Origin of the sequence: Pseudomonas sp. NPDC089408 (assembly GCF_044749445.1) — a bacterium.
Taxonomy (GTDB): domain Bacteria; phylum Pseudomonadota; class Gammaproteobacteria; order Pseudomonadales; family Pseudomonadaceae; genus Aquipseudomonas.
Map to the genome: position 1 here is coordinate 96,840 of NZ_JBIVHY010000015.1, position 22,948 is coordinate 119,787.

The 22,948-nt window shown below is 62.7% G+C and carries 17 protein-coding genes; 14 read left to right on the forward strand and 3 right to left on the reverse strand.

Annotated features, from left to right (window positions below; all coding sequences use genetic code 11):
• Nucleotides 1–2 precede the first annotated feature (2 nt).
• The 4 genes from ACIP02_RS21470 (at nucleotide 3) to ACIP02_RS21485 (ending at nucleotide 6,002) form a co-directional block, all read left to right on the forward strand.
• Complete coding sequence (locus tag ACIP02_RS21470; protein ID WP_400620255.1) at nucleotides 3–635, forward strand: DsbA family protein; 633 nt, start codon at nucleotides 3–5, stop codon at nucleotides 633–635.
• Complete coding sequence (locus tag ACIP02_RS21475) at nucleotides 628–2,460, forward strand: ABC transporter ATP-binding protein (protein ID WP_400620257.1); 1,833 nt, start codon at nucleotides 628–630, stop codon at nucleotides 2,458–2,460. Before ACIP02_RS21470 ends, ACIP02_RS21475 begins: the two co-directional genes overlap by 8 nt.
• Nucleotides 2,461–2,729: 269 nt before the next feature.
• Entirely contained in the window at nucleotides 2,730–5,186 is a 2,457-nt protein-coding gene (locus tag ACIP02_RS21480) for an EAL domain-containing protein (RefSeq protein ID WP_400620260.1), read from the forward strand.
• A gap of 30 nt (nucleotides 5,187–5,216) precedes the next feature.
• Nucleotides 5,217–6,002, forward strand: a complete 786-nt coding sequence (locus ACIP02_RS21485) for a TenA family transcriptional regulator (protein WP_201206742.1) — start codon at nucleotides 5,217–5,219, stop codon at nucleotides 6,000–6,002.
• A 124-nt stretch (nucleotides 6,003–6,126) separates the two neighbouring features.
• On the opposite strand, the gene ACIP02_RS21490 is transcribed toward ACIP02_RS21485, so the two are convergent.
• From ACIP02_RS21490 to ubiG, 3 genes are all read right to left on the reverse strand, one after another.
• Complete coding sequence (locus tag ACIP02_RS21490) at nucleotides 6,127–6,867, reverse strand: YciK family oxidoreductase (RefSeq protein ID WP_012271032.1); 741 nt, start codon at nucleotides 6,865–6,867, stop codon at nucleotides 6,127–6,129.
• 152 nt (nucleotides 6,868–7,019) lie between these two features.
• Nucleotides 7,020–7,691 (reverse strand): N-acetylmuramic acid 6-phosphate phosphatase MupP, encoded by a 672-nt coding sequence (gene mupP / locus ACIP02_RS21495; RefSeq protein ID WP_400620264.1) that lies wholly within the window; start codon nucleotides 7,689–7,691, stop codon nucleotides 7,020–7,022.
• 2 nt (nucleotides 7,692–7,693) lie between these two features.
• Entirely contained in the window at nucleotides 7,694–8,392 is a 699-nt protein-coding gene (gene ubiG / locus ACIP02_RS21500) for a bifunctional 2-polyprenyl-6-hydroxyphenol methylase/3-demethylubiquinol 3-O-methyltransferase UbiG (RefSeq protein ID WP_201206748.1), read from the reverse strand.
• Nucleotides 8,393–8,595: 203 nt separating this feature from the next.
• Between ubiG and mtnA the strand changes: the two genes are divergently transcribed.
• The 10 genes from mtnA to ACIP02_RS21550 all read left to right on the forward strand — a co-directional run bounded on the left by mtnA (nucleotide 8,596) and on the right by ACIP02_RS21550 (nucleotide 22,827).
• Nucleotides 8,596–9,672: an S-methyl-5-thioribose-1-phosphate isomerase gene (mtnA, locus tag ACIP02_RS21505; protein WP_400620268.1), complete on the forward strand. Its 1,077-nt coding sequence runs from the start codon at nucleotides 8,596–8,598 to the stop codon at nucleotides 9,670–9,672.
• A gap of 548 nt (nucleotides 9,673–10,220) precedes the next feature.
• A complete protein-coding gene (gyrA, locus tag ACIP02_RS21510; RefSeq protein WP_400620271.1) occupies nucleotides 10,221–12,986 on the forward strand; it encodes a DNA gyrase subunit A in 2,766 nt (921 codons plus the stop codon).
• A gap of 207 nt (nucleotides 12,987–13,193) precedes the next feature.
• Nucleotides 13,194–14,279, forward strand: a complete 1,086-nt coding sequence (gene serC / locus ACIP02_RS21515; RefSeq protein ID WP_400620274.1) for a 3-phosphoserine/phosphohydroxythreonine transaminase — start codon at nucleotides 13,194–13,196, stop codon at nucleotides 14,277–14,279.
• The gene (gene pheA / locus ACIP02_RS21520; RefSeq protein WP_016485356.1) at nucleotides 14,279–15,373 is read left to right on the forward strand and encodes a prephenate dehydratase; all 1,095 of its coding nucleotides are present in this window, start codon (nucleotides 14,279–14,281) and stop codon (nucleotides 15,371–15,373) included. The genes serC and pheA overlap by 1 nt, the downstream gene beginning before the upstream one ends.
• 193 nt (nucleotides 15,374–15,566) lie before the next feature.
• Nucleotides 15,567–17,774, forward strand: coding sequence for a bifunctional prephenate dehydrogenase/3-phosphoshikimate 1-carboxyvinyltransferase (locus ACIP02_RS21525; RefSeq protein WP_400620312.1), 2,208 nt, complete (start codon nucleotides 15,567–15,569; stop codon nucleotides 17,772–17,774).
• Nucleotides 17,771–18,457, forward strand: coding sequence for a (d)CMP kinase (gene cmk / locus ACIP02_RS21530; protein WP_400620277.1), 687 nt, complete (start codon nucleotides 17,771–17,773; stop codon nucleotides 18,455–18,457). Before ACIP02_RS21525 ends, cmk begins: the two co-directional genes overlap by 4 nt.
• A gap of 124 nt (nucleotides 18,458–18,581) precedes the next feature.
• Complete coding sequence (rpsA, locus tag ACIP02_RS21535; protein WP_003252673.1) at nucleotides 18,582–20,258, forward strand: 30S ribosomal protein S1; 1,677 nt, start codon at nucleotides 18,582–18,584, stop codon at nucleotides 20,256–20,258.
• Nucleotides 20,259–20,708: 450 nt separating this feature from the next.
• Nucleotides 20,709–21,005, forward strand: coding sequence for an integration host factor subunit beta (gene ihfB, locus ACIP02_RS21540; RefSeq protein ID WP_003252675.1), 297 nt, complete (start codon nucleotides 20,709–20,711; stop codon nucleotides 21,003–21,005).
• 19 nt (nucleotides 21,006–21,024) lie between these two features.
• On the forward strand, nucleotides 21,025–21,288 hold the full coding sequence (locus ACIP02_RS21545; RefSeq protein WP_400620280.1) for a lipopolysaccharide assembly protein LapA domain-containing protein: 264 nt from the start codon (nucleotides 21,025–21,027) through the stop codon (nucleotides 21,286–21,288).
• Nucleotides 21,289–21,390: 102 nt separating this feature from the next.
• Entirely contained in the window at nucleotides 21,391–22,827 is a 1,437-nt protein-coding gene (locus tag ACIP02_RS21550; RefSeq protein WP_400620283.1) for an MBL fold metallo-hydrolase, read from the forward strand.
• Nucleotides 22,828–22,948: the final 121 nt, after the last annotated feature.

Sequence of the window (22,948 nt, forward strand, 5' to 3'; positions counted from 1 at the left end):
GCATGTCTGCACGCCTGATCTATGTGATGGACCCGATGTGCTCCTGGTGCTGGGGTTTTGCGCCAGTGGCGGCGGCCCTGATCGCCCAGGCGCGTGAGGCAGGCGTGCCCACCCGCGTGGTCCCGGGCGGGTTGCGTACCGGCGGCAGCGCCCTGGACAGCTCTACCCGTAAGTACATCCTCGAGCACTGGCAGGCGGTGGCCGAAGCTACCGGCCAGCCGTTCCGCTTCGAGGGGGCCATGCCCGACGGCTTCGTCTATGACACCGAGCCGGCCTGCCGCGCCTTGGTGACCGCCCGCGAACTGGACGCCGAGCGCGTCTGGCCGCTGCTGGCGCTGATTCAGCGCGGTTTCTACGAGCAGGGCGTGGATGTGACCACTGCACCGCAGTTGGTCGAGCTGGCTGAACAGGCGGGCTTCGACCGTGGGCTGTTTGCCGAAAGCTTTGCCCGTGCCGATACCCGTGCCGGTACGGCTGCTGATTTCGCCTGGGCCCAGGACCTCGGCATTGCCGGCTTCCCGACCCTGCTGGCCGAACGCAATGGCCAGCTGGCCTTGCTGACCAACGGCTACCAGCCGCTGGAGCGCCTGCAACCCTTGCTCGGCCGCTGGCTGCAGCAGGCCGCCTGTGCTTGATGTGCCGGGGTCACCCGACCCGGTACCGGGCAAGCCCTACACTGCGGCCGATCGACTGAGCTGGGCGGAAATCCGCCGCCTGGCACTGCACCACAAGAAGAACCTCTGGTCCGCCAACCTCATCGCCGTGCTGGCAGCCTGTTGCAGCGTGCCCATTCCGCTGTTGCTGCCGCTGCTGGTGGACGAAGTGCTGCTTGGCCATGGCGATGCGGCGCTGAAGTGGATGAACCACCTGCTGCCGTCCGGCTGGCAGGTGGCTGCCGGCTATATTGGCCTGATGCTGGCGCTGACCCTGTGCCTGCGCCTGGCGGCGCTGGCCTTCAACGTGGTGCAAGCCAAGCTGTTTGCCGGGCTGGCCAAAGATATCGTCTACCGCCTGCGCATCCGCCTGATCGAGCGGCTCAAGCGTATTTCGCTGAAGGAATACGAAAGCCTCGGTAGTGGCACGGTGACGACCCACCTGGTCACCGACCTGGACACCCTCGACAAGTTCGTTGGCGAAACCCTCAGCCGCTTCCTGGTGGCCATGCTGACCCTGACCGGCACGGCGGCCATCCTGATCTGGATGCACTGGCAGCTGGCCTTGCTGATATTGCTGTTCAACCCACTGGTGATCTACTTCACCGTGCAGCTAGGCAAACGCGTCAAACACCTGAAAAAGCTCGAGAACGACAGCACGTCACGCTTTACCCAGGCGCTGACGGAAACCCTCGACGCCATTCAGGAGATCCGCGCCGGCAACCGCCAGGGTTACTTCCTCGGCCGCCTCGGCCTGCGTGCCCGCGAAGTGCGCGATTATGCCGTGGACTCGCAATGGAAGAGCGATGCCAGTGGCCGCGCCAGTGGTTTGCTGTTCCAGTTCGGCATCGACATCTTCCGCGCCGCGGCGATGCTGACCGTGCTGTTCTCCGACCTGTCGATCGGCCAGATGCTGGCGGTGTTCAGCTACCTGTGGTTCATGATCGGCCCGGTCGAGCAGCTGCTCAACCTTCAATACGCCTACTACGCCGCCGGCGGCGCGCTAAGCCGCCTCAACGAGCTGTTGGCGCGGGCCGACGAACCGCAGTACCCGGCCGCCAGCGACCCGTTCGCCGGCCGCGAGACCGTCGGCATCGATGTGCGTGACCTGCGTTTTGCCTATGCCGACGAGCCGGTGCTGGATCACCTCGACCTGTCCATCGCCCCGGGCGAGAAGGTGGCAATCGTCGGGGCCAGCGGCGGCGGCAAGAGTACCTTGGTGCAACTGCTGCTGGGCTTGTACAGCGCCCAGGCCGGGACCATTCGCTTTGGCGGTGCCAGCTTGCAGGAAATCGGCCTGGAAACCCTGCGCGAGAACGTCGCGGTGGTGTTGCAGCACCCGTCGTTGTTCAACGACACGGTGCGCGCCAACCTGACCATGGGCCGCGAGTGCAGTGACGAGGCCTGCTGGCAGGCGCTGCGTATCGCCCAGCTGGACGCTACCATCGCCGCTTTGCCGCAGGGCCTGGACAGCGTGGTGGGGCGCTCTGGCGTGCGCTTGTCCGGCGGCCAGCGCCAGCGCTTGGCCATTGCCCGCATGGTGCTGGCCGAGCCCAAGGTGGTGATCCTTGACGAAGCCACCTCGGCCCTGGATGCCGCGACCGAATACAACCTGCACCAGGCCCTGGCGCGCTTTCTCAGCGGCCGCACCACACTGATCATCGCCCACCGCCTGTCGGCGGTGAAACAGGCCGACCGGGTGCTGGTGTTCGATGGCGGCCACGTGGCCGAAGACGGCGACCACCAGCAGCTGATTGCCGAGGGTGGGTTGTATGCCAAGCTTTATGGGCATCTGCAGCAGAGCTAGGCCTTACAGGCCATCAGGCTCTGTGTAGGAGCGGCCTTGCGTCGCGATGGGCCGCAAAGCGGCCCCAGAATCCCAGCGTTGATGCAAAAATCCCGGGGCCGCTTTGCGGCCCTTTCGCGACACAAGGCCGCTCCTACAAAAAGCGCAGCGGCAGAATCAGAAATGGCGTTGAACCTGTCATAAAAATCCCCTCCACAGCGATGGCAAATGGCCTACGCTGTGCTTGTCTGGGTCGATTTGCGCCTTATCTGCTCTGTGACAGGGATTCCATGAAGGAACATCGCACACTCGAAGCGCCAAAGTTGCTCGGTATTACCTGGCCCTTCATCGCCGTTGTGGTCTTCCAGGTGGCACTGGGTAGCCTCAGCCTTTATACGCTCTCGGCCGTGCGTGCCTATGTGGCGGGCGAAAGCCTATGGTCCAAGGCGCAGAAAGACGCCATCTACTACCTCAACCTGTATGCCGAAACCCGCGACGAAAGCACCTACCAGCGCTACCGCCAGGCCATTACCGTGCCGCAGGGTGACCATCAGGTGCGCGAGGTGCTCGACCAGCCCAGCCCCGACCTCGATACCGCGCGCCAAGCGGTGCTGCAAGGGGGCAACCACCCCGATGATGTCGAGCGGATCATCTGGTTCTATCGCAACTTTCGCCACGTCAGCTACATGCAGACCGCCATCGACTACTGGGACATCGGCGACGACTACCTGGCCAAGCTGGACGTGCTGGCCGACGAAATGCGCCAGCGCTTCACCAGTGGCCCGGTGGATGCGGCCACCATCAGCGACTGGAAGGCCCGCATCGTCACCATCAATGAAGGTGTGACGCCTGCGGCCAAGGCTTTCAGTGATGCCCTGGGCGAAGGTTCGCGCATGTTGCTGCGGGTGCTGTTGATCACCAACCTGCTGACGGCAATGTTCCTGATTGCCATCGCCTGGCGCCGCTCCAGCAAGCTGCTGGCCCAGCGCCAGGCCTTTGCCAGTGCCCTGCAGGCAGAAAAGGAGCGGGCACAGATCACCCTGCAGGCCATCGGCGATGCGGTTATCACCACCGACGTCGACGGCTACATCGGCTACATGAACCCGGCCGCCGAGCAACTGACCCACTGGCAGGCCGGCCAGGCCCAGGGTTTGCCGCTGTCGGCACTGTTCAGCCTGGTTGACGAGCAGGTCGAGGAAGGCGGTCGCAGCCTGGTCGAACAGGTGCTCAGCGGCAGCCTCAAGGGCGGCGCCGAGCATGCCCGGCTTATCCAGCGCCTGGACGGCAGCACCGTGTCGATCAACCTGGTGGGGTCGCCGATCGTCAATGATGGCCAAGTCAGCGGCATCGTGCTGGTGCTGCACGACATGACCCAGGAGCGCCAATACATCGCCAACCTGTCCTGGCAGGCCACCCACGATGCGCTGACCGGGCTGGCCAACCGCCGCGAGTTCGAATACCGCCTGGAGCAGGCGCTCAATGAGCTGGCACGCCAGGCCGGGCGACACTCGCTGATGTTCCTTGACCTCGACCAGTTCAAGCTGGTCAACGACACTTGTGGCCACGCCGCCGGCGACGAACTGTTGCGGCACATCTGCGCCGTGCTGCAGTCCGGCCTGCGCGAAGGCGACACGCTGGCGCGGCTGGGCGGCGATGAATTTGGCGTACTGCTGGAAAGCTGCCCGCCCGACCAGGCCGAGCGCATTGCCGAGCAACTGCGCCAGATGGTGCAGAGCCTGCACTTCGTGTGGAAGGGCCGGCCGTTCGTGACCACTGTCAGCGTTGGCCTGGTGCACATGGCCCAGGCCCCCGGCACCCTCGAGGCCTCGCTGCGTGCCGCCGACATGGCCTGCTACATGGCCAAGGAAAAAGGCCGCAACCGCGTGCAGGTGTACCACGCCGACGACAGCGAACTGTCCATGCGCTTTGGCGAAATGGCCTGGATCCAGCGCTTGCACGTGGCCCTGGAAGAGAACCGCTTCTGCCTGTACGCCCAGGAAATCGCCCCGCTGAAAACCTTCGAAGGCCCGGGCCATATCGAAATCCTGCTGCGCCTGCACGATGAAAGCGGCCGTACCATCCTGCCCAGCAGCTTCATTCCGGCGGCCGAGCGCTACGGCCTGATGACCGCGCTGGACCGCTGGGTGGTGCGCAATGTGTTCCTGGTCATCCGCCAGTGCCTCGACGAAGGGCGTGAAGGGCCGTTATCGATCTGTGCCATCAACCTGTCGGGGTCAAGCATTGGTGACGACAAGTTTCTTGAGTACCTGCAGCGGCTGTTTATCGAGTACGCCATCCCGCCGCGGATGATCTGCTTCGAAATCACCGAAACCAGTGCCATTGCCAACCTGGGCAGTGCCATCCGCTTCATCAATGAGCTGAAGGGCCTGGGTTGCCGCTTCTCGCTCGATGATTTCTGCGCCGGCATGTCCTCGTTCGCCTACCTCAAGCATTTGCCCGTGGATTACCTGAAGATCGACGGCAGTTTCGTCAAGGACATGCTCGATGACCCGGTCAACCGGGCCATGGTCGAGGTCATCAACCACATCGGCCATGTGATGGGTAAGCGCACCATCGCCGAGTTTGTCGAAACACCCTTGATCGAGCAGGCCCTGCAGGAAATAGGAGTGGACTACGCCCAGGGTTACCTGATCGAGCGCCCCCAGGTGTTCACCTGTGACAGTCTGCAGCGCCAACGGATCGCCGCCCGGCCTCTGTTGCAGCGGGCACCTGGCACGTTTCGCTAGCTAGAAATCACAAGGATCAAGGAGCTGAAAGTGATTGATGCATTCGTTCGTATCGGGCCTTTGATGGACCCCGCCAGCTACCCTCAATGGGCCCAGCAACTGATTGAAGACTGCCGCGAAAGCAAGCGTCGGGTGGTGGAGCATGAATTCTATGCACGCCTGCGCGATGGCCAGCTGAAGCAGTCGACCATTCGCCAGTACCTGATCGGTGGTTGGCCGGTGGTGGAGCAGTTCTCGCTGTACATGGCACATAACCTGACCAAGACCCGCTATGGCCGGCATCAGGGCGAAGACATGGCGCGGCGCTGGCTGATGCGCAACATTCGTGTCGAACTCAACCATGCCGATTACTGGGTGAACTGGTGCCAGGCGCACGGGGTGCACCTGCACGAACTGCAGGCGCAGGAAGTGCCGCCCGAGCTGAACGGCCTGAACGACTGGTGCTGGCGGGTGTGTGCGACCGAGAACCTGGCCATTTCCATGGCCGCGACCAACTACGCCATTGAAGGTGCGACCGGCGAATGGTCGGCGGTGGTGTGCTCGACCGACACCTATGCGCAGGGCTTCCCTGAGGAAGGGCGCAAGCGGGCGATGAAATGGCTGAAGATGCATGCCCAGTACGACGATGCGCACCCGTGGGAGGCGCTGGAGATCATCTGCACCCTGGCCGGCGAGAACCCCAGCCTGGGCTTGCGTACCGAGCTGCGCAGGGCGATTTGCAAGAGTTACGACTGCATGTTCCTGTTCCTGGAGCGTTGCATGCAGCTGGAAGGGCGCCAGCAGGGGCGTATGCGACCGGCGTTGGCCGCTGGCTGATTGTTTGCCTGTACTGGCCTCTTCGCGGGTAAACCCGCTCCTACAAGGATCACCACAGGCCCGGGCATTGCGGGGTCCTTGTAGGAGCGGGTTTACCCGCGAAGAGGCCCGCACAGGCAAAACCTTACTGGGCGTTAAGCGCCTGCCCATTCACTGCTTTGCTGTCCGGCCCCATCAGGTACAGGTACACCGGCATGATTTCTTCCGGCAGCGGGTTGTTCTGCGGGTTCTCGCTGGGGTACGCCTGTGCCCGCATCGCCGTACGCGTAGCGCCCGGGTTGATGCTGTTGGAACGCACCGGCGCCACGCCTTCCAGTTCATCGGCCAGGGTCTGCATCAGCCCTTCGGTGGCGAACTTCGAGACGCCATAGGCGCCCCAGTACGCCCGGCCCTTGCGCCCGACGCTGCTGCTGGTAAACACCACCGAGGCGTCTTCCGACAACTTCAGTAGCGGCAGCAGGGTGCTGGTGAGCATGAAGGTGGCATCGACGTTGATGTGCATCACGCGCATGAAGTTGTCGCCCGACAACTGCTCCAGCGGTGTGCGTGGGCCGATGATCGAGGCGTTGTTCAGCAGCCCGTCAAGGCGGCCGAACTGGTCTTCGATCATCACGGCCAGCTCGTCGTACTGGTGTGGCAAGGCGGTTTCCAGGTTGAACGGGATGACCACCGGTTGCGGGTGGCCGGCGGCTTCGATCTGGTCGTAGACCTCGTTCAGGTTGGCCTCGGTCTTGCCCAGCAGCAGCACGGTGGCGCCCAGCGCGGCATAGGCCTTGGCGGCAGCAGCGCCGATGCCGCGGCCGGCACCGGTAACCAGGATGACCCGGCCTTGCAGCAGGTCGGGGCGGGCGGTGTAGTCGAACATGGTTCTGTCCTTCGAGTTCGTAAGGGCGACCCTGCCCCTTGTAGGAGCGGGTTTACCCGCGAATGCGTACGATCAGGCGCCTGTGTTGCCTGGGCTGGCGCATTCGCGGGTGAACCCGCTCCTACAAAGGGCGGTGCGCGGTCTAGACGGGGTCAGCAGCCGCACAGCGCGCTGTCGATCACCTTGCGCAGTTCCAGCGGGTGGTCCACCACCACGTCGGCGCCCCAGTTGTTGGGGTTGTCCTCTGGATGAATATAGCCGTAGCGCACGGCCGCCGTACGGGTGCCGGCATCGCGGCCCGACTCGATGTCGCGCAGGTCGTCGCCGACGAACAGTACGGTGGCCGGGTCCAGGTTCAGGGTCTTGCAGGCCAGGATCAGCGGCTCGGGGTCGGGCTTGCTGTTTTTCACGTGGTCCGGGCAGATCAGCAGTGCGGAGCGTTCGGCCAGGCCCAGCTGCTGCATGATTGGCTCGGCAAAGCGCACCGGCTTGTTGGTAACCACGCCCCACAGCAGGTTGCCTTTCTCGATATCGCTCAGCAACTCGGCCATACCGTCGAACAGCTTGCTGTGTACCGCGCAGTCGCGCTGGTAGCGTTCGAGGAACTCCAGGCGCAGGGCCTCGAAGCCTTCGGCTTCCGGGTCCATGCCGAAGGTGGCTGCAACCATCGCCCGGGCACCGCCAGAAATCACACCGCGGATCAGGTTGTCGTCAACCGCCGGCAGGCCGCGCTCGGCGAGCATGGCCTGGCAGATGGCGATGAAGTCCGGCGCCGTGTCGAGCAAGGTGCCGTCCATGTCGAAGAGTACTGCTCGCAAACGCATGCTTATTCCTCGCGCAGGGTCTGGATCATGTAGTTGACGTCGACGTCGCTGTTGAGCTTGTAGTGCTTGGTCAGCGGGTTGTAGGTGAGGCCAATGATGTCCTTCACCTGCAGGCCGGCATCGCGGCTCCAGGCGCCCAGTTCGGATGGGCGGATGAACTTCTTGAAGTCATGGGTGCCGCGCGGCAGCATCTTCAGGATGTACTCGGCGCCGACGATGGCCAGCATGTAGGCCTTCGGGTTGCGGTTGATGGTGGAGAAAAACACCTGGCCGCCGGGCTTGACCATGCGGTAGCAGGCGCGAATCACCGAAGACGGGTCGGGCACGTGCTCGAGCATTTCCAGGCAGGTGACCACGTCGAACTGTTCAGGCATTTCCTCGGCCAGCGCTTCGGCGGTGATCTGCCGGTACTCCACCTGCACGCCGGACTCCAGCTGGTGCAGTTGGGCCACCGCCAGTGGCGCTTCGCCCATGTCGATACCGGTGACCGTGGCGCCGCGCAGGGCCATGGCTTCGCTGAGGATGCCGCCGCCGCAGCCTACGTCCAGCACTTTCTTGCCGGCCAGGCTTGCGCGTTCGTCGATCCAGTTGACGCGCAGCGGGTTGATTTCGTGCAGCGGCTTGAACTCGCTTTCGCGGTCCCACCAGCGGTGGGCCAGCGCTTCGAACTTGGCGATTTCGGCGCGGTCGACGTTGCTCATTGAACAGTCCTCTGAAGCTTGGCTATAAGCTGCAAGCTATAAGCTGCAAGCTGCAAGAAAAAGCAGGCCTTGTGCGCATTCGCTTTTTCTTGCCGCTTGCAGCTTGCAGCTTGCGCTCGAAAAGGCCGGAGTATACCCGAGCGCTCGGCCCCCAGGGTCGCTATAATCGCCGGCTTTTGATATCCGAACGACAGGGAGAGGCGATGCGCGAGCGACTTTTGGCGGCGGAGAAGGTGACCGGGATCCGCTGGCAGGGCGGCATCCTGCACCTGCTCGACCAGCGCCTGCTGCCGTCGGAAGAGCGCTGGCTGGCCTGCGACAATGTCGCGCAGGTGGCGGCGGCGATCCGCGACATGGCCGTGCGCGGTGCCTCGGCAATTGGCATTGCCGCCGCTTACGGCCTGGTGCTGGCCCTGGAAGAGCGGCTGGCCGAAGGCGGCGACTGGGAAATGGACCTGGAAGAGGACTTCCTCAGCCTGGCGGAAGCCCGCCCCACCGCGGCCAACCTGTTCTGGGCGCTGAACCGCATGCGCGAGCGCCTGCAGCGCCTGCGCCCGGACGAAAACGTGCTGGCCGCGCTGGAGGCCGAAGCGGTGTCCATCCACGAAAGCGACCGTGAAGCCAACCTGACCATGGCCCAGTTCGGTATCGAGCTGATTCGCCGCCACCAGGGCAATGCCCAGACCCTGCTGACCTACGGCAATGCCGGTGCACTGGCCAGTGGCGGCTTCGGCACGGCGTTGGGGGTGATCCGCGCCGGTTACCTGGAGGGCATGGTCGAGCGGGTGTATGCCGGTGAGACCCGCCCCTGGTTGCAAGGCTCGCGCCTGACGGCCTGGGAGTTGGCCAACGAAGGCATCCCGGTGACCCTGTGCGCCGATTCGGCGCTGGCCCACCTGATGAAGAGCAAGGGCATCACCTGGGTGGTGGTGGGGGCAGACTGCATTGCGGCGAACGGTGACGTTGCCAGCAAGATCGGCACCTACCAGCTGGCGGTCAGCGCCATGCACCATGGTGTGCGTTTCATGGTGGTGGCGCCGAGCACCAGCATCGACCTGAACCTGGCCACCGGCGAGGATATCCCGCTGGAAGAGCGCGCCGCCGACGAACTGCTGGACATCGGCGGTACCCGGGTGGCGCCGGATGTCGAGGTGTTCAACCCAGTGTTCGACGTGACCCCGGCCGACCTGATCGACGTGATCGTGACCGAACGCGGCATCGTCGAGCGCCCGGATACCGCCAAACTGGCGCAATTGATGTGCCGCAAGCGGTTGCATTGAGGGGGTAGGGCGATAGGGGGTTGTCGCCTGGGAGATCGAGCGCCGCCCGCGCGGCGCTTCGCGGGGCAAGCCCGCTCCCACATTTGTTGCAACGTGCCGAACCTGACAGGCCATGGTTGCCAGCCTTGGTGCATGTCTTGAGACAGGTGAGGCGGCATCAATGCCCACCTCGAAATCCAGTCATGCCAACAAGGCTGACAACCATGGCCTCACAGGCATGGCCACGTTGCAACAAATGTGGGAGCGGGCTTGCCCCGCGAAGCGCCGCGCGGGCGGCGCTCGATCTCCCAAGCCCCAAAAAAACCAAGACAAGCACCTCTCAGCCCTCACACAAGCCCCCGTGCCACATCTCCCCACCGCCCCCGCCTTTGTGGTAACATCCGGCAGTTTCCAAGACCGCCCATCACGGCGGCCTTCATTGCGCAGATCCATGGCACAACTCATTGATTTGTCGTAAGTCGTCGCACCCTTATGCGTTGCGGCGGCGAGCTTCGTTCGGCCCTTGATGGAGCTGCGAAGTTTCACCAGAAAAAGGAATCAGGCTTCTCATGGGCGAACTGGCCAAAGAAATCCTCCCGGTCAATATCGAAGACGAACTGAGACAGTCTTACCTCGACTACGCGATGAGCGTGATTGTCGGGCGAGCGCTGCCCGACGCGCGTGACGGCTTGAAGCCCGTGCATCGTCGCGTTCTCTATGCGATGAGCGAACTGGGCAACGACTGGAACAAGCCGTACAAGAAATCCGCCCGTGTGGTCGGTGACGTGATCGGTAAGTACCACCCGCACGGCGACACTGCGGTCTACGACACCATCGTGCGTATGGCCCAGCCGTTCTCGCTGCGCTACCTGCTGGTCGACGGTCAGGGCAACTTCGGTTCGGTGGACGGCGACAACGCCGCGGCCATGCGATACACCGAAGTGCGCATGACCAAGCTGGCCCACGAGCTGCTGGCCGACCTGCACAAGGAAACCGTCGACTGGGTGCCCAACTACGACGGCACCGAGCAGATTCCGGCGGTCATGCCGACGCGCATCCCCAACCTGCTGGTCAACGGTTCCAGCGGTATTGCCGTGGGCATGGCGACCAACATCCCGCCACACAACCTCGGTGAAGTCATCGACGGCTGCCTGGCGCTGATCGACAACCCGGAAGTCACCATCGATGAACTGATGCAGTTCATCCCCGGCCCTGACTTCCCGACTGCCGGCATCATCAACGGCCGCCAGGGCATCATCGAGGCCTATCGCACCGGCCGTGGCCGCATCTACATGCGCGCCCGTTCCGAGATCGAAGACATCGACAAGGTCGGCGGCCGCCAGCAGATCGTGGTCACCGAGCTGCCGTACCAGCTGAACAAGGCGCGCCTGATCGAAAAGATCGCCGAGCTGGTAAAAGAGAAGAAGATCGAAGGCATCACCGAGCTGCGTGACGAGTCCGACAAGGACGGCATGCGCATTGTCATCGAGCTGCGTCGCGGCGAGGTGCCAGAGGTGGTGCTCAACAACCTCTATCAGCAAACCCAGCTGCAGAGTGTGTTCGGTATCAACGTGGTGGCCCTGGTCGACGGCCGTCCGCGCCTGCTCAACCTCAAGGACCTGCTCGAAGCGTTTGTCCGTCACCGCCGCGAAGTGGTGACCCGCCGTACCGTCTTCGAGCTGCGCAAGGCCCGCGAACGCGGCCACATCCTTGAAGGCCAGGCCGTTGCGCTGTCCAACATCGACCCGGTCATCGCCCTGATCAAGGCCTCGCCGACGCCGTCCGAAGCCAAGGAAGCCCTGGTTTCCACGCCGTGGGAATCGAGTGCGGTGCAGGTCATGGTCGAGCGCGCCGGCGCCGACGCCTGCCGCCCTGAAGACCTGCCGGAGCAGTATGGCCTGCACGACGGCAAGTACTTCCTGTCGCCGGAACAGGCCCAGGCCATTCTCGACCTGCGCCTGCACCGCCTGACCGGCCTGGAGCACGAGAAGCTGCTGGCCGAGTACCAGGAAATCCTCGAGCAGATCGGCGAGCTGATCCGCATCCTCAGCAGCGCCGAGCGCCTGATGGAAGTGATCCGCGAAGAACTCGAAGCCATCCGCGCCGAGTACGGCGATGCCCGTCGTACCGAAATCCTCAACGCCAGCCACGACCTCAACTACGGCGACATGATCCCGGAAGAAGAGCGCGTGGTGACCATTTCCCACGGTGGTTATGCCAAGACCCAGCCATTGTCCGCTTACCAGGCCCAGCGCCGTGGCGGCAAAGGCAAGTCGGCGACCGGCGTGAAGGACGAGGACTACATCGAACACCTGCTGGTCGCCAACAGCCACGCCACGCTGCTGCTGTTCTCCAGCAAGGGCAAGGTGTACTGGAAGAAGACCTACGAAATCCCCGAAGCGTCCCGCGCTGCCCGGGGTCGCCCGCTGGTCAACCTGCTGCCGCTGGAAGAAGGTGAGCGCATCACCGCCATGCTGCAGATCGACCTCGAAGCGCTGCAGCAGAACGCCGACCTCGACGAAGAGCTGGAAGACGCGGATGACACTGTGCTCGAAGGTGAGCTGGTAGAGGCCGAAGAAGTCGACGAAGAAGACGGCGACACCCCTGAGTGGGTGGCAGAGCCGACTGGCGCGTACATCTTCATGGCTACCGCCTCGGGTACCGTCAAGAAGACCCCGCTGGTGCAGTTTGCCCGTCCGCGCTCCAATGGCCTGATTGCCCTGAAGCTCAAGGAAGGTGACACCCTGATTGCCGCGGCCATTACCGACGGCGCCAAGGAAGTCATGATGTTCTCCGACGCCGGCAAGGTCATTCGCTTCGCCGAGAGCGTGGTGCGTGAAATGGGCCGTACCGCCCGTGGCGTGCGTGGCATGAAGCTGGGCAAGGGCCAGCAGATCATTTCGATGCTGATCCCGGAATCCGGCTCGCAGATCCTTACCGCCTCCGAGCGTGGCTTTGGCAAGCGCACCCCGCTGTCCAAGTTCCCGCGTCGCGGCCGTGGTGGCCAGGGCGTGATCGCCATGGGTACCAAGGGGCGCAATGGCTTGCTGATCGGCGCTATCCAGGTGCAGGAAGGCGAAGAGATCATGCTGATCTCCGACCAGGGCACGCTGGTGCGCACCCGGGTTGGCGAGGTGTCCAGCCTCAGCCGTAACACCCAGGGCGTTACCCTGATCAAGCTGGCTGCTGATGAAACACTGGTGGGCCTGGAGCGGATCCAGGAGCCGTCCGAGGACGAACTCGATGATGTGGTCGAGGCGAACGAGGAGGGTGTCGAGGCCGAAGTGCCAGACAACGATGAAGCTGCAGGCGCCGAAGAGGCCCCGCAGGAGTAAGCAAGCGTAAACCCGAACGGGGCGACCAAGGTCGCCCCGTTTGACTGATGTAGGAGCGGCGGTGCGGCGATCCGATTTACCCGCGAATGCGCCACCGCGGTGCATGGCAAGGGCTTCGCCCTTGTTCGCGGGTAAACCCGCTCCTACAAGGTTTCCGGTAGCACCGAAGATTGTAGATTTGTTCTATTTGGCAGAGCGAGAGTGGATGTGAGCAAACGAGCCTTTAACTTCTGCGCAGGCCCTGCCGCGCTTCCTGACGCTGTCTTGCAGCGCGCCCAGGCCGAAATGCTGGACTGGCGCGGCAAGGGCTTGTCGGTGATGGAAATGAGCCATCGCAGCGACGATTACGTGGCCATCGCCGAAAAGGCCGAGCAGGACCTGCGTGACCTGCTGTCCGTCCCCTCCAACTACAAGGTGCTGTTCCTGCAGGGCGGCGCCAGCCAGCAGTTCGCCGAGATCCCGCTGAACCTGCTGCCGGAAAACGGCACCGCCGACTACGTCGAGACCGGTATCTGGTCGAAAAAGGCCATTGAGGAAGCGCGCCGCTTCGGCAACATCAACGTCGCCGCCAGCGCCAAGCCCTACGACTACCTGGCCATCCCGGGCCAGAACGACTGGAACCTGACCAAGAACGCTGCCTACGTGCACTATGCGTCCAACGAGACCATCGGTGGCCTGCAGTTTGACTGGGTGCCGCAGACCGGTGACGTTCCGCTGGTAGTCGACATGTCGTCCGACATCCTGTCGCGCCCGATCGACGTGTCGCAGTTCGGCCTGATCTACGCCGGTGCGCAGAAGAACATCGGCCCAAGCGGCCTGGTGGTGGTGATCGTGCGTGAAGACCTGCTGGGTCACGCCCGCAGCAGCTGCCCGACCATGCTCGACTACAAGGTCTCGGCCGACAACGGCTCGATGTACAACACCCCGGCCACCTACTCCTGGTACCTCTCGGGCCTGGTGTTCGAGTGGCTGAAAGAGCAGGGTGGCGTCGATGCCATGGAGCAGCGTAACCGTGCCAAGAAAGAGCGCCTGTACGGTTTCATCGACAGCAGCGAGTTCTACACCAACCCGATCAGCGTCAACGCCCGTTCGTGGATGAACGTGCCGTTCCGCCTGGCGGATGAGCGCCTGGACAAGGCCTTCCTTGCCGGTGCCGACGCCCGTGGCCTGCTCAACCTCAAGGGCCATCGTTCGGTGGGCGGCATGCGTGCCTCCATCTACAACGCCCTGGGCCTGGAAGCAGTAGAAGCGCTGGTAGGCTACATGGCTGAATTCGAGAAGGAGCACGGCTGATGTCCGAACAGGAACTCAAGGCTCTGCGGGTGCGCATCGACAGCCTCGACGAAAAAATCCTCGAGCTGATCAGCGACCGCGCCCGTTGCGCCGAAGAAGTCGCCAGGGTCAAGACCGCCTCGCTGAAAGAAGGCGAGAAGCCGGTGTTCTACCGCCCCGAGCGTGAAGCCGCCGTGCTCAAGCGCGTGATGGAGCGCAACAAGGGGCCACTGGGTAACGAAGAGATGGCGCGGCTGTTCCGCGAAATCATGTCGTCGTGCCTGGCCCTGGAAGAGCCGCTGAAAATCGCCTACCTCGGTCCAGAGGGCACCTTCACCCAGGCTGCGGCCATGAAGCACTTCGGTCATGCGGTGATCAGCCGGCCGATGGCGGCCATCGACGAAGTGTTCCGCGAAGTGGCGGCCGGTGCTGTCAACTTCGGCGTGGTGCCGGTAGAAAACTCCACCGAAGGCGCTGTCAGCCACACCCTGGACAGCTTCCTCGAGCACGACATGGTGATTTGCGGTGAAGTCGAACTGCGTATTCACCACCACCTGCTGGTGGGCGAGAACACCAAGACCGACAGCATCACCCGCATCTACTCCCACGCCCAGTCGCTGGCCCAGTGCCGCAAGTGGCTGGACGCGCACTACCCGAACGTGGAGCGCGTGGCTGTGTCGAGCAATGCCGAGGCAGCCAAGCGGGTCAAGGGCGAGTGGAATTCGGCGGCGATTGCCGGTGATATGGCGGCCAACCTGTACGGCCTGACCCGCCTGGCCGAGAAGATCGAAGACCGCCCGGACAACTCCACGCGCTTCCTGATGATCGGTAGCCAGGAAGTGCCGCCGACCGGCGACGACAAGACCTCGATCATTGTCTCGATGAGCAACAAGCCAGGTGCCCTGCACGAGCTGCTGGTGCCATTCCACCAGAACGGCATCGACCTGACCCGCATCGAGACCCGCCCGTCGCGCAGCGGCAAGTGGACCTACGTGTTCTTCATCGACTTCGTCGGCCACCACCGCGACCCGCTGATCAAAGCGGTGCTGGAGCAGATCAGCCAGGAGGCTGTGGCGCTGAAAGTGCTGGGGTCGTATCCGAAGGCGGTGCTTTGATTTGAGATGGTTGGGGCCGCTTCGCGCCCCATCGCGACACAAGGCCGCTCCTACAGGAGTACGCAATCCAATGTAGGGGCGGCCTTGCGTCGCGATGGGCTGCAAAGCAGCCCCAATGGCCCTAACAGGCTGTCTAGGTTTCTGAACAGGGTTCGCACCAGTGGTAAATGCAGCAAAAACCAAACCCACGCCAATCATCAATCGCCTGGTCGTGGTCGGCCTCGGCCTGATCGGTGGTTCGTTCGCCAAGGGCCTGCGTGAAAGCGGCCTGTGCCGCGAAGTGGTCGGTGTCGACCTGGATGCCCCCTCGCGCAAGCAGGCCGTAGCTCTGGGCGTGGTCGACCGCTGCGAAGAAGACCTCGCCGCCGCCTGCGTCGGTGCCGATGTGATCCAGTTGGCCGTGCCGATCCTGGCCATGGAAAAAGTCCTGGCACGCCTGGCCCAACTCGATCTGGGCGATGCAATCATCACCGACGTCGGCAGCGCCAAAGGCAACGTCGTCCGTGAGGCGCGTGCTGTCTTCGGTGAGCGCCTGCCACGCTTCGTCCCCGGCCACCCCATCGCCGGTTCCGAGCAAAGCGGGGTAGCGGCCGCCAATGCCACCCTGTTCCGTCGGCACAAGGTCATACTCACGCCGCTGGCCGAAACCGACCCGGCCGCACTGGCCCTGGTCGACCGCCTGTGGCGTGCGTTGGACGCCGACGTGGAGCACATGTCGGTCGAGCGCCATGACGAAGTGCTGGCCGCCACCAGCCACCTGCCACACCTGCTGGCCTTTGGCTTGGTCGATTCGCTGGCCAAACGCAATGAAAACCTCGAGATCTTCCGGTACGCTGCCGGGGGCTTCCGCGATTTCACCAGGATCGCCGGCAGCGACCCGACCATGTGGCACGACATCTTCCTCGCCAACCGCGATGCTGTCCTGCGCACACTTGATACATATCGCAGTGATCTCGACGCCTTGCGCGACGCGATCGCTGAAGGGGACGGGCACCAGCTGCTGGGTGTATTCACCCGTGCACGGGTTGCCCGCGAGCATTTCAGTAAAATCCTGGCCCGCCGGGCCTATGTGGACGCTATGAACGCCAACGATCTGATTTTCCTGGCCCAACCGGGTGGCCGCCTGAATGGGCGGATTCGCGTACCGGGCGACAAGTCGATTTCCCACCGCTCGATCATGCTCGGCTCGCTGGCCGAAGGCACTACCGAGGTCGAAGGCTTCCTCGAAGGTGAAGACGCACTGGCGACCCTGCAGGCATTCCGTGACATGGGTGTGGTCATCGAAGGCCCCAACCATGGTCGCGTGACCATTCATGGTGTTGGCCTGCACGGCCTCAAGCCGCCGCCCGGGCCGCTGTACGTCGGCAACTCCGGCACCTCGATGCGCCTGCTGTCGGGCCTGCTGGCCGGCCAGTCGTTCGACGTGACCATGACCGGTGATGCCTCGTTGTCCAAGCGCCCGATGAACCGCGTTGCCAACCCGCTGCGTGAAATGGGCGCCGTGGTCGAGACCGGCCCTGAAGGCCGCCCGCCGCTGACCATCCGCGGTGGCCACACGCTCAAGGGGCTGACCTACACGCTGCCGATGGCCAGCGCCCAGGTCAAATCCTGCCTGCTGCTGGCCGGCCTGTATGCCGAAGGCAAGACCACCGTCACCGAACCGGCGCCGACCCGCGACCACACCGAGCGCATGCTGCGCGGCTTCGGTTACGCAGTCGAGAGCAATGGCCCGGTAGCATCGCTGCAATCTGGCGGCGAACTGACGGCTACCCGGATCGAAGTGCCGGCCGACATTTCCTCGGCAGCCTTCTTCCTGGTGGCGGCCTCCATTGCCGAAGGCTCCGAGCTGGTGCTGGAGCACGTCGGCATCAACCCGACCCGTACCGGTGTAATCGACATCCTGCGCCTGATGGGCGGCGACATCACCCTGGAAAACCAGCGTGAAGTCGGCGGCGAGCCGGTAGCCGACATGCGTGTGCGCGGTGCCAAGCTTAAAGGTATCGACATCCCCGAGGAACTGGTGCCGCTGGCCATCGACGAATTCCCGGTGCTGTTCGTGGCCGCTGCCTGCGCTGAAGGGCGTACCGTGCTGCGCGGTGCCGAAGAACTGCGTGTGAAGGAGTCCGACCGTATCCAGGTCATGGCCGACGGCCTGAGCACCCTGGGCATCAAGTGCGAACCGACCCCGGACGGCATCATCATCGACGGTGGCCAGTTGGGTGGCGGTGAAGTGCATGGCCACGGTGATCACCGTATTGCCATGGCTTTCAGTGTGGCTTCGCTGCGCGCCAGTGCGCCGATCCGCATCCATGACTGCGCCAACGTCGCGACATCGTTCCCGAACTTCCTGGCGTTGTGCGCCGAAGTAGGCATTCGCGTGGCAGAAGAGGGCAAGTCGTGAGTTCGCAAGCCCCTATCATCACCATCGACGGCCCAAGCGGCTCGGGCAAGGGCACGGTTGCCGGCCTGCTAGCCCGCGAGCTGGGCTGGCGCCTGCTGGATTCCGGCGCGCTGTACCGCCTGCTGGCCTTCAACGCCAGCAACCACGGCGTCGACCTGACCAACGAAGAGCTGCTGACCAAGCTTGCCGCCCATCTGGATGTGCAGTTCATTGCTGCCGAGCCCGGTAAGCTGCAGCAGACCATCCTCGAAGGCGAGGATGTCAGCCAGGTCATCCGTACCGAAACCGTCGGTGCTGGCGCTTCGATGGTGGCTTCACTGCCTGCCGTGCGCGAAGCGCTGTTGCAGCGTCAGCGCGCCTTTCGTGAGATGCCGGGGTTGATTGCCGATGGCCGCGACATGGGCACCGTGGTGTTCCCGGACGCGCCGTTGAAGGTATTCCTCACCGCCAGTGCCGAGGAGCGCGCGCGCCGCCGCTACCTGCAGTTGAAGGGTAAGGGCGAAGATGTTAGTCTGTCGAGTCTGCTGGATGAGATTCGTGCGCGTGATGAGCGCGACACCCAACGTGCAGTGGCCCCGCTGAAGCCAGCGGTCGATGCCATTCAGTTGGACTCTACCGAGTTGTCCATCGAGCAGGTGTTGCAACGTATCAGGAGCGAGATCGCCCAGCGCGACCTTCTCTGATAGCCAGGAGAGCAGGCAGGTTCACCAGTCAACGTCTTGCCGGCTTTCCTTTACTTAAAACAGACCCACATTGTCTGGAATGTGGCGAGGGGCGTTTGTTTCGCCCGAATCTACAGGAATTAAAATGAGCGAAAGCTTTGCAGAACTCTTTGAAGAAAGCCTGAAAACCCTCAATCTTCAGCCGGGTGCCATCATCACCGGTATCGTTGTCGACATCGACGGCGACTGGGTTACCGTACACGCTGGCCTGAAGTCCGAGGGTGTCATCCCGCTCGAGCAGTTCTACAACGAAGCTGGCGAACTGACCATCAAGGTCGGTGACGAAGTTCACGTTGCGCTGGACGCGGTCGAAGACGGCTTTGGCGAAACCAAGCTGTCCCGTGAAAAAGCCAAGCGCGCCGAGTGCTGGATTGTTCTGGAAGCTGCTTTCGCTGCCGAAGAAGTGGTCAAGGGCGTTATCAACGGTAAGGTTAAGGGCGGCTTCACTGTCGACGTTAACGGCATCCGTGCGTTCCTGCCGGGCTCCCTGGTTGATGTCCGCCCAGTGCGCGACACCACCCACCTGGAAGGCAAAGAGCTGGAATTCAAGGTCATCAAGCTGGACCAGAAGCGCAACAACGTTGTCGTTTCCCGTCGCAGCGTGCTGGAAGCCGAGAACTCCGCCGAGCGCGAAGCCCTGCTGGAAACCCTGCAGGAAGGCCAGCAAGTCAAAGGTATCGTCAAGAACCTCACCGACTACGGCGCATTCGTGGACCTGGGCGGTATCGACGGCCTGCTGCACATCACCGACATGGCCTGGAAGCGCATCAAGCACCCATCGGAAATCGTTAACGTTGGCGACGAAGTCGACGTACGCGTTCTGAAGTTCGACCGTGAGCGCAACCGCGTTTCGCTGGGTCTGAAGCAGATGGGCGAAGATCCGTGGGTAGCTATCACTGCCCGTTACCCAGAAGGTACTCGCGTACAAGCTCGCGTTACCAACCTGACCGACTACGGCTGCTTCGCTGAGCTGGAAGAAGGCGTTGAAGGTCTGGTACACGTTTCCGAAATGGACTGGACCAACAAGAACATCCACCCGTCGAAAGTCGTTCAGGTTGGCGACGAAGTGGAAGTCATGGTTCTGGACATCGACGAAGAGCGTCGTCGTATCTCTCTGGGCATCAAGCAGTGCAAGTCCAACCCATGGGAAGACTTCTCCGGCCAGTTCAACAAGGGTGACAAGATCACCGGTACCATCAAGTCGATCACCGACTTCGGTATCTTCATCGGTCTGGACGGCGGCATCGACGGCCTGGTTCACCTGTCCGACATCTCCTGGAACGAAACCGGCGAAGAAGCCGTACGTCGTTTCAAGAAGGGCGACGAGCTGGAAACCGTCATCCTGTCGGTCGACCCAGAGCGCGAGCGCATCTCCCTGGGCATCAAGCAGCTGGAAGACGATCCGTTCTCCAACTTCGTTGCTGTCAATGACAAGGGCGCTATCGTCAAGGGCATCGTGAAAGAAGTTGACGCCAAAGGCGCCATCGTCACTCTGGCCGACGACATCGAAGCCACTCTGAAAGCTTCCGAAATCAGCCGTGACCGCGTTGAAGACGCGCGTAACGTTCTGAAGGAAGGCGAAGAGATCGAAGCCAAGATCATCAGCGTTGACCGCAAGTCCCGCGTTATCAGCCTGTCGATCAAATCGAAAGACGACGCTGAAGAGCGCGAAGCTATCCAGAGCCTGAAAAACGCTCCGGAAGCTGCTGCCGACACCACCATGGCTGCGCTGCTGCGCGAAGCAATGGCCAAACAGAACTGAGTTCTGTTTGATCGGTAAAAAGGGCGACCCTCGGGTCGCCCTTTTTTTGTGCCTGCGAATTATGGGCAGGCCTGTCCCGCGGTGTTCGTACGCTTGAGGCTGACACCGCCCGTTGTAGGAGCGGGTTCACCCGCGAATCAGGCGCCGCGGTGTATGGCACCGGCGTTGCCGGTGTTCGCGGGTAAACCCGCTCCTACACAGATGGCGCACGCTCGCGCTCGCTTGCCGCAGGCGCCGCGGTGTATGGCACCGGCGTTGCCGGTGTTCGCGGGTAAACCCGCTCCTACGCAGAGGTGCAGGCTCGCGCTCGCTTCGCGCCGTAGACCATTCTTGAATTACTTCAATCTTGAATTTTTTTATTAAGTCAAGATCCACCCTGTTCAAATCCTTCCCGGCGTGCTACAAACTGGTTAAGCAATGATCTAGCTGCTTGATAACGAAGGGAAAAATATGACGAAGTCGGAGCTGATCGAACGTATTGTCACCCATCAGGGGCTACTCTCGTCCAAGGACGTGGAGCTGGCCATCAAGACCATGCTTGAGCAGATGTCACAATGCCTGGCGACCGGCGATCGCATCGAGATCCGCGGTTTTGGCAGCTTCTCGCTGCACTATCGCGCCCCTCGCGTGGGCCGTAACCCGAAGACCGGCCAGTCGGTCAGCCTCGAAGGCAAGTTCGTGCCACACTTCAAGCCCGGTAAAGAGCTGCGCGACCGGGTTAACGAAGAAGACGAGGCCGAAGCCTGATCAATCAAGGAGCAATCTGATGCGTAACCTCAAGCGCGCCCTGGCGGCGGTGTTCGTGCTGCTCTTGGCGGCTGTGGTGCTGTTCTTTGTGCTGGAAAACCAGCAAACCGTTTCGTTGGTCCTGTTCGGCTGGGCCGCACCGGCCATGCCGGTTGCCGTGCTGGTGCTGGCAGCACTGGTCATGGGCCTGGCAGTCGGGCCATTGCTGGGCGCTTACGGCGTGCAGCGCAGCAAGCGCAAGATCAGGGCTTCTGCCCGGCAGGCTGCATTGAACGGCAACTAAGGAAATATCCTACGCACCTTTAGGAAAGGCTCACCTATGCGTCAGCCGGCTGTCGTGGAGTAATAGCCCACTTCATTTTCGGCCCAGGCGAGTGTGCGTAGCATGGAATACCCCTGTCTTTCCCATCACGGTGGTACCCGGGGTGTCACCGGTTCCTGTCACCAACTGCACCTGGGCCCGTCCACCAGCCTGCTGGTCGACTGCGGCCTTGAACAGGGTGCCGATGCGCTGCCCAGTTCAGCATCCGCGCCGCTCGGTTTCGATATCCAGGGTATTCGGGCACTGGTCATTACCCATGTGCATCTCGACCATGTCGGTCGCATACCCGCTTTGCTGGCGGCGGGCTACCGAGGCCCGATCTTCTGCAGTGAGCCTTCTGCCAAGCTGCTGCCACTGGTGCTGGAAGACGCTTACAAGCTGAACGTCAGCCGCGAGCCTGCTCATGTGGCGCGGTATCTTGAGTTTGTTGAAGGGCTGATAGTGCCTTTGCCGTTCGAGCACTGGCATGACGTTGTCCTGGAACCGGAGCTGGAGTGCCGCATACGCCTGCAACGTGCAGGGCACCTGCTGGGTTCGGCCTATGTCGAGTGCGACCTGCTGCTTGGGCAGGCAAACACCCGCTACGTGTTTTCAGGTGACCTGGGCAGCGCCGGCAACCCTTTGCTGCGCCCGCTCCAGCCCCCGGAGCGGGCAGATGTGCTGGTGCTGGAAAGCACCTACGGTGACCGCTTGCACCCAGTGGCTGGTGATCGTCTGCAGCAGCTGGAGGCTGCAATCGATCGAGCTCTGGCAGACAAGGGCACCATTCTCATCCCGGCATTCAGCCTGGGCCGAACGCAGGAACTGCTGTACGAGCTGGAAGATATTCTGCATCGCAAGGCGTTGGTGGGCGTTGAAGCCCCTGCCAGCGGGGATGATCCGGTCAACTGGTCACAATTGCCCATTATCCTTGATTCGCCGCTGGCCCTGCGTATCACCGGCGTCTACCGGGAATTGCATGAGTTCTGGAACGAAGAGGCGAGGGCGCGGCTTGCTGAGGGGCGTGACCCGCTCGGGTTCAGCCAGCTCATCTGCGTTGATAGCCATGCCAAGCACCAGCAAGTGGTCAACTACCTGAGCAGCACCGGGCGCCCGGCAATCGTCATCGCTGGCAACGGCATGTGTTCGGGTGGGCGGATTGTGAATTACCTCAAGGCCATGCTGGGGGATCCTCGGCATGAGGTGATGTTTGTGGGGTATCAGGCCAAGGGCACGCCAGGGGCGGTGATTCAGGCGAGTGAGGGGGCGGAGGGGTTTGTGCAGATTGATCTGGATGGGCAAATGCGAGAAATCAGGGCCAAGGTGGTGACGCTGGACGGCTACTCCGGCCATCTTGACCGCCAAGGCCTAGTGAAATTCGCCTGTGAGGTCGGCTCGCTAACACAGCGAGTAGTGCTGGTGCATGGTGATCGGCGTGCAAAAAATGCCCTGCAAGCGGCCCTGATGGAGCAGTACCAGCAAGCCGGAGTCGCAACCGAGGTGTGTATCGGGGTTGATTGAGAGCAGCCGGAAATCAGAAAAAGCTGGCTTTTCAAGGCCTCTGTTCGGTACCTTGGTGGCCAGCAGGCAATCGCGATCAAGGCTCGCTTTTCGGCATATGCAAGTTACCACCGGTTCTTTG

Excerpts from the sequence above, each read along its gene's own strand:
- ACIP02_RS21545 (WP_400620280.1), top strand. The coding sequence starts at position 21,025 with ATGCGTAACCTCAAGCGCGCCCTGGCGGCGGTGTTCGTGCTGCTCTTG.
- ubiG (WP_201206748.1), bottom strand. The coding sequence starts at position 8,392 with ATGAGCAACGTCGACCGCGCCGAAATCGCCAAGTTCGAAGCGCTGGCC.
- ACIP02_RS21480 (WP_400620260.1), top strand. The coding sequence starts at position 2,730 with ATGAAGGAACATCGCACACTCGAAGCGCCAAAGTTGCTCGGTATTACC.
- gyrA (WP_400620271.1), top strand. The coding sequence starts at position 10,221 with ATGGGCGAACTGGCCAAAGAAATCCTCCCGGTCAATATCGAAGACGAA.
- ACIP02_RS21550 (WP_400620283.1), top strand. The coding sequence starts at position 21,391 with ATGGAATACCCCTGTCTTTCCCATCACGGTGGTACCCGGGGTGTCACC.
- ACIP02_RS21470 (WP_400620255.1), top strand. The coding sequence starts at position 3 with ATGTCTGCACGCCTGATCTATGTGATGGACCCGATGTGCTCCTGGTGC.
- pheA (WP_016485356.1), top strand. The coding sequence starts at position 14,279 with ATGTCCGAACAGGAACTCAAGGCTCTGCGGGTGCGCATCGACAGCCTC.
- ACIP02_RS21490 (WP_012271032.1), bottom strand. The coding sequence starts at position 6,867 with ATGTTCGACTACACCGCCCGCCCCGACCTGCTGCAAGGCCGGGTCATC.
- mtnA (WP_400620268.1), top strand. The coding sequence starts at position 8,596 with ATGCGCGAGCGACTTTTGGCGGCGGAGAAGGTGACCGGGATCCGCTGG.
- rpsA (WP_003252673.1), top strand. The coding sequence starts at position 18,582 with ATGAGCGAAAGCTTTGCAGAACTCTTTGAAGAAAGCCTGAAAACCCTC.
- mupP (WP_400620264.1), bottom strand. The coding sequence starts at position 7,691 with ATGCGTTTGCGAGCAGTACTCTTCGACATGGACGGCACCTTGCTCGAC.
- ihfB (WP_003252675.1), top strand. The coding sequence starts at position 20,709 with ATGACGAAGTCGGAGCTGATCGAACGTATTGTCACCCATCAGGGGCTA.